The following is a 12,842-nucleotide window of genomic DNA, read 5'->3' as shown; positions in this document are numbered from 1 at the left end:
GACGTCCGCTCTGCGGTCGGCTGCGAGCCACCGGGTCCGAGCCGTCGGGGCGAGGGCCCGCCCTGCTGCGTAGAGTGCCTTCAACAAGTGTCCGTAGGGCGGACACCCGCAAGCGAAGCCGACGGCGACCCGAGGAGCCACCATGCCGCGCGAAGGAACCGGACCCGATTTCATCGAGGCGCTGGCTCGGGGCCTGGAGGTCATCACCGCCTTCCGGCCGCGGCAGCCGGTGATGTCGCTGTCCGACGTGGCGACCGCGACCGGACTGGCCAGGCCGACCGCGCGCAGGATCCTGCTCACCCTGACCGAGCTGGGCTACGTGCGCCAGCAGACCGGCGGATTCGTACTCACCCCGCGCGTCCTGGACCTCGGCGTCGCCTACGTCCGCTCGACGGGACTGTGGGAGGTGGCGCGCCCGCACCTGGAGTGGCTGGTGGAGCGCACGAACGAGTCCTGCTCGATCGCCCAGCTCGACGGCTCGGACATCGTCTACGTCGCCCGGGTCTCGGTGCCCAAGATCGTGACCCTCGCCGTGCAGATCGGCACCCGCTTCCCCGCGCTGCCGACCTCGCTGGGCAAGGTGCTGCTGGCCGCGCTGGCGCCCGACGAGGCGGCCCGGGTCGTCGCCGAGCCCAGCCGCTCGGGTCTCCAGTCGGTGTGGCACCCCGGCCGGGCCGAATGGGAGGCCGAGCTGCGGGAGGTGCGCGCGCGGGGCTGGGCGGTGACCGACGAGCAACTGGCCAGGGGCATCCGCTCGGTGGCCGCTCCACTGCGGGACGGCTCGGGCCGCGTCGTCGCGAGCGTCAACGTGAACGCGCACGCCGCCGAGACCTCGATGGAGGTGCTGCTCGACGACTACCTGCCGCTCCTCCTCCAGGCCGCCGGCGAGATCAGCCTGGACTTCGCCCGGCTGGAGTCCGCGCCCCACGCGGTCCGGCCGTCCGGCGCGATCGTGTCTTGAGGCCTCCGCCGTCTCTTGACGCCCCCGCCGTCCGGGACGGAGAATCACTGTCCGGACGACTGTCCGGTGTGCGGACAGAAAGGCAAGGTTCATGTCGCAGAGCGCCAAGCCCACTCCACCGGGCACCGCGGGCCCGCTGTCCGGGGTGCTGGTCGCGGACTTCTCACGGATCCTTGCCGGGCCGTACGCCACGATGCTGCTCGCCGACCTGGGGGCCGACGTCGTCAAGGTCGAGGGACCGGGCGGCGACGACACCCGCACCTGGATGCCCCCGACACGCGACGAGGTCTCGACCTACTACCTCGGGATCAACCGTGGGAAGCGTTCGATCGCCCTCGACCTGCGCAAGGAGGAGGACGCCGAGGTCGCCCGGAACCTCGCCCGGCGGGCGGACGTCCTGATCGAGAACCTCAAGCCCGGCGGCATGGCGAAGTACGGACTGGACTACGACTCGGTCCGGCGGGACAACCCCGGGCTGATCTACACGTCGATCACCGGCTTCGGCTCCGGACCGGGCCGGCACGTCCCCGGCTACGACCTGATGGTGCAGGCCATTTCGGGGCTGATGAGCCTGACGGGCGACCCCGACGGACCGCCGTACCGGGCCGGGATCTCAGTGTTCGACGTGATGGCGGGCAACCACGCCACGATCGGGATCCTCGCCGCGCTGCGCCATCGGGACGCCACGGGGAACGGCCAGCTCGTCGAGGTGAACCTGCTGTCCTCGGCCCTGACCGGACTGGTCAACCACAGCTCGGCCTACGTCGCCGGTGACACCGTGCCCTACCGGATGGGTAACGCCCACCCCAGCGTCTTCCCCTACGAACCGCTGCCCACCGCCGACAACGACCTCATCGTGACGGCCGCCAACGACAGCCAGTTCCGCAAGCTGTGCGAGGTCCTCGGCATACCGGAGGTGGCCGACGACCCGCGGTTCGCGCGCAACGCCGACCGCACCGCCCACCGCGATCTGCTGCGCCCGCTGCTGGCCGAGCGGCTGAAGACCCGCGGCGCGACCGAGTGGTTCGAGGCACTGGTGGAGGCCGGTGTCCCGAGCGGGCCGATCAACACCATCGACGGCGGCTTCGCCATGGCCGACCGCTTCGGGCTGGACCCCGTCGTCACCGTGGGCGAGGGCGACCGCGCGGTGCCCACCACCCGGCACCCGATCCGCTTCTCCGCCACCCCCGCCGCCTACCGTCTGCCGCCACCCGAACTCGACGAACACGGCGCGGAGTTGCGCGCCTGGCTGTCCGCACCCGAGGAGGACAGCCATGTCTGAGCCCGTGTCTGAGCCCGTTTCCGGGCCCACATCGGAGCCCGTGTCCGAACCGGCACCGCGCCCCGCCTACCCCACCGCCCTCGGCGCCTCCGACCTCAGGACCATCACCCTGCTCGGCCACGACCTGGCCGAGGACATCATGGGCTCGGTCGGCTTCGGTGAACTCGCGTTCTGGCTCGCCACCCAACGACGGCCGACGCCCGGCGAGACACGGGTCTTCGAAGCCGTACTCGCGGCACTGGCCGACCACGGCTTCACCCCCACGGCCATCGTCACCCGCCTGACCTACCTCTCCGCCCCCGACTCCGTCCAAGGAGCACTCGCCGCCGGACTCCTCGGCGGCGGCTCCCGCTTCCTCGGCGTCACCGAGGACACCGGCCGCTTCCTGCACGACGTACTGGAGTCCCTCGACGGAGACCTCCCCACGGACGAGGCCGGCTGGGACGCGGTCGCGCTGCGCACGGTCGAACGGCGGCGCGCGGCAAAGGAGTTCGTCCCCGGCCTCGGTCACCACGTGCACAAGGAGGGCGACCCCCGCACACCGAGACTGATCCGGATCGCCCAGGAGGAGGGCGTCTACGGCCCGCACCTGAGCCTGTTCGCCGCCATCGGCCGGGTGCACCCGAAGGTGCTGCACCGGACGCTCCCCCTCAACGGAGCGGGGGTCTGCGGCGCCGCCCTGGCGGATCTCGGCCTCCCGCTCCAACTGCTGCGCGGCTTCGCGCTGTTGGCCCGAACGGCGGGTCTCATCGGGCAACTCGCCGAGGAACTGCGCCATCCTGTCGCGCAGGACGTGTTCCTGTCCGTCGACCTCAACAACGCCCCGGTGCCGCCGGAGCCCTACACCCCGGATCCGCTCACGAGGGACCGGAGCGGGGACTGACCCCGCGCCCGCCGTCCCGCCATCCACCCGCACGCAGACCAAGGAGCCGCAACCGTGTCCGACGACAAGGACGACATCACCGAGCTGGCCACCCAGCGGTGGGCCACCGCTCACTCCCCGCGGCTGGGCGAGCTGATGACCGCGCTGGTCCGGCATCTGCACGCCTTCTCGCGCGAGGTGCGGCTCACCGAGGACGAGTGGATGGCCGCGATCGAGTGGCTGACCGCGGCGGGCTCGATCAGTGACGACAAGCGCCAGGAACTGATCCTCACCTCCGACGTCCTCGGACTCAGCACACTCGTCGTCCAGTTGAACAACCGGTTCACGCCGGAGGCGACCCCCGCCACGGTGCTCGGCCCGTTCCACATCGACGGCTCGCCGACCGCGCCGCACGGCTTCGACATGTCGGACGGCATCGCGGGCACACCGCTGTTCTTCACCGGGAGGGTGACCGACACCGAGGGCAAGCCGCTGGCGGACGCGGTGCTCGACGTGTGGCAGGCCGACGCGGAAGGCGCCTACGAGGCGCAGATCCCCGAGATCGACGAGGCACGCCTGCGGGCCAAGTACCGCACCCGCGAGGACGGTACCTACTGCATCCGCACCATCGCGCCGCGCGGGTACGCCATCCCCATGGACGGCCCGGTCGGCGACCTGATGCGCAGGACGGACATCAGCCACTTCCGGCCGGCACACGTGCACTTCCTGATCGACGAACCCGGCTACCGGAAACTGATCACCCACCTGTTCCAGGCCGGCAGCGACTATCTGGACTCCGACGTCGTCTTCGGCACCAAGGACGCGCTGATCGTCCCGTTCTCCGAACGACCGGCCGGCGACGCACCCGACGGCGGCACGCTCGAAGTCCCGTACCTGCACGCCGAGTACAACTTCGTCCTGCAACCCCGCTGACCGGTCGGCCGGGAGCCGGGGTCAGACGGTGATGCGGTCGTCGAGGTCGGGCGCTCCCGCGCCTGGGTGACGTCCTTGGTGACGACCGCGCTACGGCCCTGGCCGACACTCATGAACAGTGCGCCCGGCCGGTGACGGTGGTGCCACCGGCCAGGGGCGCCGCCTCAGCCTCCTACGACGCGTTCCCCCCGCTCGACGAAACCGTGGTACCGCCGGTGATCTTGTTGAAGATCTTGGAGTACGCGTATCCGGTTCCCTTGTCGTAGCCGTCGACCTCCCAGAAGGACAGCTCCTGTACGCCGTTGGTGGCGGCGAAGGATTCCAGGGTCTTGGCGTTGGCCTGGGTGAAGTTCTCGTCGTCGTCGTTGTGGCCGGCGATGGGAGTCAGGCCCATCCGGCCGTAGGCCTGGGAGGTCGAGATGCCGTAGAGGCTCGCGAGTTGTGCGGCGGTCCCCTTGGCCGCGGACCGCGAGTCGTTGAGGGCGTTCTCGCCGTCGCCGAAGTCCATGGTCATGATGTTGACCAGGTTGACCTTGACGCCCTTGCTCTTGGCGTCCTTGAGCAGGTTGAGCGTGTCGGACTCCAGGCCGGACGGGTCGACGGCGAGGGTGTAGTCGACCTGGACACTGGGGTTCTGGGCCTGGAGGGCGGCGAGGGCCTTGTTGCGCCGGGTGTTGGCCGCGGTGTCACTCAGGGTGTCGCCCTCGATGTCGAAGTCGAGCCGGGTGATGCCGTACGTGCTGACCACTTTGGCGTAGGCGGCGGTGAGCGCCGAGACGGATGTGCAGGTCTGCGCGAGTTCCCCGCCTTCCGCGCCGCCGAAGGAGACGATGACGTTTCCGCCGGCCGCCTTGAGGGTGTTGACCTGGGAGGTGAAGGCGCCCAGCGCGCTGTTGCCGGCCTCCCACTGCGGCGTACAGCCGGACTTGGGGATGAGGAAGGCCAGGGTGTAGTTCTTGAGCCCGGTGGCTCTCATGTCGGCCGCCATGTCACCGGCGGTGCTGCTGGAGAGTTCGAGATAGGGCGCCGCGTAGTGGGCCGGGAAGGCGGTCGCCGCCTGAGGAGCGGCACTGGCGGTCGCGTTGACGCTCACCACCATCGCCGCGACGGGGAGTGCGGAGACGACAAGCCCCTTGTTGAGTCGTGACCATGTCACGTGGGTCCTCCTGGTGGGATCGGGACGGGGCATGCCGAAGAACCCGGCTCTGGGTCCGAACTGAGGCCGGAGTCGCGGCATGCGGATGATCGGGGAGAGCGGGGCGCAGCGAGGTGGCCGCGGGGGGAAGTGGCGTGAACTGGCAGTGGTGGGGGGTGCGTTGACATCGCTTGGCAGCGCCCGAAGTCAATCTCTCCGTGGTCGGCCCGTCAATACAATGGAATGGAAAGTTTCCTAACAGAACACGCTCCACTCCACCCCTCACCGGCGGCTCGACCGGAAGGGATGTTTGACCTGCACATTTAAAGATTGATGCGACGCCAGGGCGGGACACCGGGCACTTCCATGCAGGTATGGACTTAGTAAAGCTACTTAACAAGACGATTGTGTGACTGCGGTCACGACTGCTTCCGTCTGTTAGGAAACGTTACTAATGAACGATGGAGGCCCCACACCGCCATGTCATCGATCCGTACGCGCCTCGCTGTGGCAGCCGCCTCAGCCATCGCGCTCGCCGCACCGTTCACCGTCGGCAACGCCGACGCCGCGCCGAACTCCGCAGCGGCCAAGGCGACCCCGGCCGCCGCCTCGTACACCGCCGCCCAGGTCCTGGCGGGCGTCAAGCAGAACTCGACGGCCGCGAACCAGGTCAACACCAAGCCGCACATCAACACCATGACGCGGGCTCAGAACGTCAACGTGTACCAAGTCGCCCCGGGCGTGTACTCGTACACCTCCGGCATGGCCATCGACACCGACGGCAGCGACCCCGATCCCGACCCCGACCACCAGGGCGAGACGACCTGGGAGGACAGCAACGGCAAGGCCCTGGGCGCCCACCACGTGCCGTTCTACGTCCTGGGCGACGACTGCTGGGACCGCAAGAGCCCCTGCCCGCACTTCTTCTACAAGGAGCGCGGCATGAAGGGCCGGCAGTTCGCGCTGATGTTCTACGACGGCAAGGCCATCGGCTCGATCTTCGGCGACACCCAGACCGCGAACAGCCAGACCACCTCGGACAACGACTCCCGCGAACTGGGCGAGGCGTCCGTGAAGGCGGCCCAACTGCTCGGCATACCCAGCAGCGGGACCACCGGCGGCGTCGACAACGGCGTGACCGTGGTGATGTTCTCCGGTTCGCAGTGGGTCGTCAACGGCACCAACTCCAACCTCAACACCAACACGCAGGCCCTGGTCCAGAAGGCCCTGGACAGCCTCGGCGCCAGCATGAACGGTGGTTCGACCCCGCCGCCGAGCGGTGGGAATGTGTCGTACGAGGCCGAAGGAGCGACCCTGGCCGGTGGCACCACCGTCACCAGCTGCGCGCACTGCTCGGGCGGGAAGAAGCTCTCCTACCTCGGCAACGGCGGCACCGCCACCTTCAGCAACGTCTCCGAGCCCGCCGCGGGCAGTTACACCATGAGCGTCTCGTTCATGAGTGTCGGCCAGGCCCGTAGCGCGGTCGTCACGGTCAACGGGGTCAAGCAGACCGTCAGTTTCCCCGAGACGCCCGACTACAACACGGTCGTCACGAAGGACGTCACCGTCCAGCTCAAGGCCGGTGCCAACACCATCGAGTTCTCCAACCCCGGCGCGGGAGCACCCAACCTCGACCGCATCATCGTCTGACCAACACCCCTGACGTGACCGGTGGTTGACGGGCCACCGGTCACGTCGGACTTCGCTCACCCGCGCTCGCGGCCCGTCCGGTCAGGCCGGGTCGGGCGGCAGATAGCTCGCGAGGCCGCGCAGGATGATCTCCAGGCCGATGTCGAACCGCTCGTCGGAGGAGTCCGTCACCATGACCCCGGCCAGGGCACGCAGATGGGGGAAGTCCGCGGCCGGAAGGGCCGCGAAGTAGTTCTGCATCTCGTCGGCCATCTCGCGCCAGTCGGGACGGGCGGGCGAGGAGGTGTCCGCGCTCTGCTGCGCGGCCCGGTCCTGCCACATGCCCTCCTCCAGGACGAACCCGTCTATGTACGTCGAGATGAGGTCGCTGGCCTCGGCCGCGATGCGGTCGGGCAGCCCCGCCGTACGGAACACCCCGAGCAACGCCTCGACATGCGGCAGGAGTTCGGCGGTGAAGGGGACGTGCGCCATGGAGATCCTGGCCATGTCCCGGTGCGCCAGAAGGCGCCGCCGCCCCTCGACGGCGTACTCGCGCACCTCCTGCTGCCAGCGCTCCGGGGCGGCCTCGGGCGGCTTGAAGCCGTCGAAGAGCCGGGTGTACATGAGCTCCAGGACGTCGTCCTTGGAGCTGACGTGCGCGTAGAGGGCGGAAACAGTGACTCCGAGTTCGGCGGCGACCTGACGCATCGACAGGCCGTCGAGGCCCTGACGGTCGAGCACGGTGAAGGCGGCGTCCACGACCCGGTCGCGTGACAGGGGGACGCGGGCCGGGGTGACACGTGCAGGTGCCGGGCGCTCGCGCTCCCAGGGGGAGGGCGGAGGCGGTGTGGGGGTGTCGGCGTCCGCGTCAGTCATGGGGACAGTCTAGGCGCCGGGAGAGCAGTGTTCTCTCCGGGTGAGCAGCGTTCACCACGAGAAACGCGATATATCTTGTCCGCGCGGCCGAGTTGCGCTATATCTTGATGAACGCCGTTCTTCCGGTGAGCACTGTTCTGTTAGGGTGAACAGTGTTCTCCGGTGCCCGGTCGCGTCTGCCCGGCCCCTCACCAGGGAGCTGGGCAGTCGCATCCATCCGTCCCACCGCGCCCGCAGATCCCGCTGCGCGCGGACCCGTTCCGAGGAGTTCCGATGTCCACCACCGGTGTCGCGTCCGCCGAGACGCCCATCGACTCTCCTGCGCCCTACCGGTGGCGCTGGGCCGCGCTCTTCGTGATCCTGGCGGCCGAGGTGATGGACCTCCTCGACGCCGTCGTCACGAACATCGCCGGCCCCTCCATGCGGGCCGACCTCGGCGGCGGCGCCTCCACGCTGCAATGGCTGGCCGCCGCCTACACCCTGTCGATGGCGGTCGGGCTCGTCACCGGCGGACGGCTCGGCGACATCCACGGCCGCCGCCGGATGTTCCTCGTCGGTGCCGCCGGATTCACCCTGGGTTCGCTGCTCTGCGCGATATCCGTGGCGCCCGAGATGCTGATCGGCGCGCGGATCGTGCAGGGTCTGTTCGGCGCGGTGATGCTGCCGCAGGGCCTCGGCATGATCAAGGAGATGTTCCCGCCGAAGGAGTCGCAGAAGGCGTTCGGCATGTTCGGTCCGGTCATGGGCCTGTCCGCGGTGTGCGGGCCGATCCTGGCGGGCTGGCTCGTGGACGCGGACTACTTCGGCACCGGCTGGCGCATGATCTTCCTGATCAACCTGCCGCTCGGCGCCGCTGCGATCCTCGGTGCCCTGCGCTATCTGCCCCAGGGACGCTCCGAGACGAAGCCGCGCCTCGACATCCCCGGCATGCTCCTCGTCTCGCTGGCCGCGCTGCTCCTGATCTTCCCGCTGGTCCAGGGGCGCGAGTACGACTGGCCCGTGTGGACGTTCGTGATGATGGCCGCGTCGATCGCCGTCTTCGCCGTGTTCGCCCGGTACGAGTCGTCCCGCAGCAGGAACGGACAGGACCCGCTCGTCGTCCCGAGCCTCTTCCGCAAGCGCGGCTTCAGCGGCGGCATGGTCCTCGGGCTGGTCTTCTTCTCGACCATGCAGGGCTTCATGCTGGTCTTCAACCTGTACACGCAGATCGGCCTCGGCTACTCGCCGCTCAAGGCGGGCCTGGTGATGGTGCCCTGGTCCGGCGGCATGATCGTCGGCTTCGGCATCGCGCAGGGCGTCGTCCGCTTCGGACGCGCCGTGCTCCAGGCGGGCACGGTGGTCATGGCGCTCGGCGTGTTCGGTGTCTGGCTGACCCTCGACCAGGTGGGATCCGGCGTCGGCCCCTGGCAGCTCCTGCCGTCGCTGCTCGTCACCGGCATCGGCATGGGCCTGCTCATGGCGCCCTTCTTCGACATCGTCCTCGCCAGCGTCGAACAGCACGAGACCGGTTCGGCCTCCGGCACCATGACCGCGGTGCAGCAGCTCGGCGGCGCCTTCGGCGTGGCCATCCTCGGCACCGTGTTCTTCGGTCTGCTGGGCGGCGGGATCGGCGGCGCGGTCGACCACCGCTCGGACGATCTGCGCGGTCAGTTGAGCGCGGCGCACGTCGCTCCGGAGACGCAGGACCGCGTCGTGGCCGACCTGCGCCGCTGCGCCTCGGACCGCGCCACCGCCAAGGACCCCGCCGCGACACCGGCGTCCTGCGCGCTCCTGGGCAAGGACACCCGGTCCGCGGTGACCACGCCCGAGGCGGGTGCCCAGATATCCGCCGCCCTGGAGACCACCGCCTCCTCGGCCTTCCGCAGCGGCTTCGGTTCCGTCATGCAGACACTGCTCTGGATCGTCGACGGAATGCTCGCACTGACCTTGCTGCTCTCCTTCCTCCTGCCGCGCCACGCCCGCCCCGAGGGCGAGCCCGGACACTGAGCCAAGGCTCCTCTCCCCCCAACCACCGTGCACGGGACGGTCGTAGACGCCTTGGAGAGGGTCTACGACCGTCCCGTGTTCCGTGGGGCACGCGCGCGGGAGCAGAGACGTTCACCCCGGTCAGGCCCGGGTGGGGCGCGCCGCGTACCGTGCGGGCAGGCGGGAACGCGTGCGCGCCGGCCGAAAGCGGCACCGTGCGTCGGGCCCGCCCGCCGCAGTCCCCGCGCCCTCCCGGAAGGACGAGCCCCGTGCTCACGCCGTACGCCGACCACTTCGACACGCCTGCGGGATATCTCGACTTCGCGCGGTTCGGTCCGCCGTCGCGGGACGTCGTGGCCGCGACGGCCCGGGCCATGGAGGATTCCGCTCGCGCCGACCACACCACCGTGGACGGCCTGATGGACGCGGAAGCGGTGGCACGGGACACGGCCGCCCGCCTGGCCGGAAGCGACGGCCGCCACACGGTGCTGCTCCCGAACGCGTCCACCGGGCTGTTCCACGCCGCGCTCGGAATCCCGGCCGGAGTGGTCCTCGCGGCGCGCACCGACTTCCCGGCCAACCACTACCCGTGGCGGCGCAGCGCCGACCTGGGCCGGGCCGCCCCGCGCTGGCTCGATCCCGCGCCCGGTGCGGGAGTCACCCCCGACCTGGTTCGCGCCGCGCTGACCGACGACGTGGTGGGTGTGTCCGTCAGTGCCGTCGACTTCCGCACCGGCTTCCGTGCCGACCTCGCCGCACTGCGCGAGGCGATCGGGCCGGACCGGCTGCTGATCGTGGACGCCATCCAGGCGTTCGGGGTGGCGCGGATGGCGTGGGACGCGGCCGATGTGGTGGTCGCGGGCGGCCAGAAGTGGCTGCGCGCGGGATGGGCCACCGGCTTCGCGGTCCTCTCCGACCGTGCCCTGGAGTCTCTGGAGCCTGTCCTCACCGGCTGGACGGGGGTCGAGGACGTCGGTGTCTTCGACGGCGCCGAGCACGTGCCCGCCGTGGGTGCGCGGCGGTGGTCGATCACGAATCTGAGTCCGGTGACGGCCGCCGCGTTCGCAGCCGCCCTCGGGCTCGTCGAGCGGTACACGGTCACGGCGATCGAGACCGCGATCGCCCTGCGGGTCGCCGAGTTGAGCGAGGTCGTCGAGGAGCACGGCGGTCGCGTCCTGTCCCCCGCCGACCCTGCTCGGCGGGCGGGCATCCTCTCCTTCGCGATGCCGGGGCACGATCCGTCCGTCGTCGCCAAGGCGCTGCACGGCGAGGGGGTCACACCGACCGTCCGCGCCGACTCCCTGCGGTTCTCCCCGCACGCCTCGACGCCACCGGAGGCGTGCGCGCGGGTGGCGGCGGCGCTCGCCTCATTGGGGAGTTGACCCGCCGATCACCCGCCACGGCTCGCACGGCGACTCCGGTCCGCCGTCTGTCCTGAGCCGGGTCCGCGCCCCTCACAGATCCACGCGGACTCCCCAGCCCCGTTCGAGCGCCACGTCATAGGCCACCCGGACCGCCGCCACATCGAGGGCGGCGTGGCCGGTCGACTTGAAGACGGTGAGGGCGTCGGTGTCACCGGCCCGGCCCGGATGGCCGCCGTCGAGGACGGAACCGAGGAGGGTCACCGCCCGGTGGGGCGCGAGGCCCTGGAGTTCATGGGCGCCCGCCGGTGGTGGCACGGTGGCCGCGCCGGTCCACTCGGCGAACAGGGCCGCGTCCCGGACGGTGCCGGGGTCCAGTTCGGGCCCCTGGGAGCCGCCGACCGACGAGACGTGGACGCCGGGAGCGAGCCATTCGCGGCGGACGACGGGCGCGGTGGCGCCGGTACAGCAGAACACCACGTCGGCCTCGCGGACCGCCTCCTCGACACCGACGGCGACCCGCGCGCCGGGATGCAGGGCAGCCGCCGCGCCGGTCCGTGCCGGATCGCGGCCCGCCACCGTCACCTCGGCGTCCGGCCGTACCGTGGCGAGCAGGGCCAGCTGGGCGCGGGCCTGGGCGCCCGTCCCCACCACCGCCACCCGGCCGAGTTCGGGGCGGACGGCCAGGGCCAGCGCGCTCCGGGTGGCGACCGCCGCCGTACGGACCTCGGTCAGCGACTCGCCGTCGACAAGTGCCAGGGCCCGCCCGTCGTGTTCGTCGAAGAGGGCCACCAGCCCCCGGTGGAAACCGCGTCCGGGGTGCCGTGGATCGCCGGTCACGGTCACCAGCTTCGCGGCCAGTCCGAGCCCGGGGACGTAGCCGGGCATCGCGCCGAGCAGGCCGGTCGGGGTCAGGGCCGCGATCCGCGGCGGGACGGACACCTCGTCGCGGGCGATGGAGACCAGGGCCCGGCCCACCGCGTCGAGGACGGCGTCGGGCCGTAGCGCGGCGGCCGTCTGCCGACGGTCGAGCACCAGCAGGCCGCTCACCGGCCGGGCTCCGCCGTACCGGCGGTCAGGGCCGCCGCCAGCTCGTCCGCCGCCGCGCGCAACTCCCGTTCCACTGCGGCCAGTTGCGGCCCGTCGAACTCGGCGTCCGGTCCCACGACCGTCAGTGCGCACACCGGAGCGCCGGGGTCGGGCACCACCGCCCGGCTGACGGAGGCCACCAGCTTGTCGCTACGACCGCGCTCCACGGCGACACCTGTCCGTTCCACGTCGGCCAACTCCCGCACCACCGCGCCGGCGTCGTCGCCGAGCCCCTCCAACCACCTTGCCCTGGCGTCCGGTTCGAGCGCGGCGACCAGAGCCAGCGGCCCGGCGAACCGCCCGACCGGCAGGAGTTCGCCCCTCAAGTGGCTGATCATGGCCAGCCGTTCGGGCCGGACCACGTCGATCACCCGGGCGCCGCCCTCCTCCAGCACCTGGAGGTTGACCATCATCGAGGTCGCGACGGACAGCCGTTCCAGTACCGGACGGGCCAGCGCGGTCAGCGAGTTGCCCGCGGCCGAGGCGGACATCCGGAGCACGGCGGCACCGGGCAGATAGCGGTCGCCCGCCCGCAGCACCCAGCCGCGCCGGACCAGGTCCAGCAGGATCCGGTAGGCGGTGGCGCGGTGCAGGCCGACCTCGGCGGCCAGGTCGGTCAGTCGCACCGGGTGCGGTGCGCGGGAGACGGCCTCGACCAGGTCGAGCGCCTTGTCCACGGCCGACCTGGGCGGCGCCGGCGCAGGGGGTGGGACGGGCATGGCGGCGGTTCTTCCCTCTCGTCCACGGTG

11 protein-coding genes are annotated in these 12,842 nt (G+C 70.9%); 7 read left to right on the top strand and 4 right to left on the bottom strand.

Going from position 1 to position 12,842, the window contains the following annotated elements; genetic code table 11:
• The first annotated feature begins 142 nt into the window (after positions 1-142).
• From ACIQPR_RS26100 to ACIQPR_RS26085, 4 genes are all read left to right on the top strand, one after another.
• Positions 143-961 (top strand): IclR family transcriptional regulator C-terminal domain-containing protein, encoded by an 819-nt coding sequence (locus ACIQPR_RS26100; RefSeq protein WP_403652621.1) that lies wholly within the window; start codon positions 143-145, stop codon positions 959-961.
• 91 nt (positions 962-1,052) lie between these two features.
• The gene (locus ACIQPR_RS26095) at positions 1,053-2,243 is read left to right on the top strand and encodes a CaiB/BaiF CoA transferase family protein (protein ID WP_403652619.1); all 1,191 of its coding nucleotides are present in this window, start codon (positions 1,053-1,055) and stop codon (positions 2,241-2,243) included.
• 40 nt (positions 2,244-2,283) lie between these two features.
• Positions 2,284-3,126, top strand: a complete 843-nt coding sequence (locus ACIQPR_RS26090; protein ID WP_403652616.1) for a citryl-CoA lyase — start codon at positions 2,284-2,286, stop codon at positions 3,124-3,126.
• 54 nt (positions 3,127-3,180) lie between these two features.
• Positions 3,181-4,038 (top strand): dioxygenase, encoded by an 858-nt coding sequence (locus ACIQPR_RS26085; RefSeq protein ID WP_403652614.1) that lies wholly within the window; start codon positions 3,181-3,183, stop codon positions 4,036-4,038.
• Positions 4,039-4,210: 172 nt separating this feature from the next.
• Here the strand turns inward: ACIQPR_RS26085 and ACIQPR_RS26080 are convergent, their stop codons facing one another.
• Complete coding sequence (locus ACIQPR_RS26080; RefSeq protein WP_403652611.1) at positions 4,211-5,194, bottom strand: chitinase; 984 nt, start codon at positions 5,192-5,194, stop codon at positions 4,211-4,213.
• A 486-nt stretch (positions 5,195-5,680) separates the two neighbouring features.
• On the opposite strand from ACIQPR_RS26080, the gene ACIQPR_RS26075 reads away from it, so the two are divergent.
• Positions 5,681-6,823: a glycoside hydrolase family 75 protein gene (locus tag ACIQPR_RS26075; RefSeq protein WP_403652608.1), complete on the top strand. Its 1,143-nt coding sequence runs from the start codon at positions 5,681-5,683 to the stop codon at positions 6,821-6,823.
• 81 nt (positions 6,824-6,904) lie between these two features.
• Here ACIQPR_RS26075 and ACIQPR_RS26070 read toward each other — a convergent pair whose 3' ends face one another.
• Positions 6,905-7,678 carry a TetR/AcrR family transcriptional regulator gene (locus ACIQPR_RS26070; protein ID WP_403652605.1) on the bottom strand — a complete coding sequence of 258 codons (774 nt, stop codon included), beginning with the start codon at positions 7,676-7,678 and terminating at the stop codon, positions 6,905-6,907.
• Between the two features lie 273 nt (positions 7,679-7,951).
• Here ACIQPR_RS26070 and ACIQPR_RS26065 point away from each other — a divergent pair, with 273 nt between their 5' ends.
• Both ACIQPR_RS26065 and ACIQPR_RS26060 read left to right on the top strand, forming a co-directional pair.
• Positions 7,952-9,664: an MFS transporter gene (locus tag ACIQPR_RS26065; protein ID WP_403652602.1), complete on the top strand. Its 1,713-nt coding sequence runs from the start codon at positions 7,952-7,954 to the stop codon at positions 9,662-9,664.
• Positions 9,665-9,912: 248 nt separating this feature from the next.
• Complete coding sequence (locus ACIQPR_RS26060; RefSeq protein ID WP_403652599.1) at positions 9,913-11,025, top strand: aminotransferase class V-fold PLP-dependent enzyme; 1,113 nt, start codon at positions 9,913-9,915, stop codon at positions 11,023-11,025.
• A gap of 72 nt (positions 11,026-11,097) precedes the next feature.
• On the opposite strand, the gene ACIQPR_RS26055 is transcribed toward ACIQPR_RS26060, so the two are convergent.
• The gene (locus tag ACIQPR_RS26055; RefSeq protein ID WP_403652596.1) at positions 11,098-12,054 is read right to left on the bottom strand and encodes an ornithine cyclodeaminase family protein; all 957 of its coding nucleotides are present in this window, start codon (positions 12,052-12,054) and stop codon (positions 11,098-11,100) included.
• Positions 12,051-12,812 carry an IclR family transcriptional regulator gene (locus ACIQPR_RS26050; protein ID WP_403652593.1) on the bottom strand — a complete coding sequence of 254 codons (762 nt, stop codon included), beginning with the start codon at positions 12,810-12,812 and terminating at the stop codon, positions 12,051-12,053. The genes ACIQPR_RS26055 and ACIQPR_RS26050 overlap by 4 nt, the downstream gene beginning before the upstream one ends.
• Between the last annotated feature and the right edge of the window lie 30 nt (positions 12,813-12,842).

The sequence above is a fragment of the Streptomyces sp. NPDC091280 genome (assembly GCF_044768565.1).
GTDB lineage: Bacteria > Actinomycetota > Actinomycetes > Streptomycetales > Streptomycetaceae > Streptomyces.
This window is presented reverse-complemented; position numbering and strand designations above follow the sequence as displayed.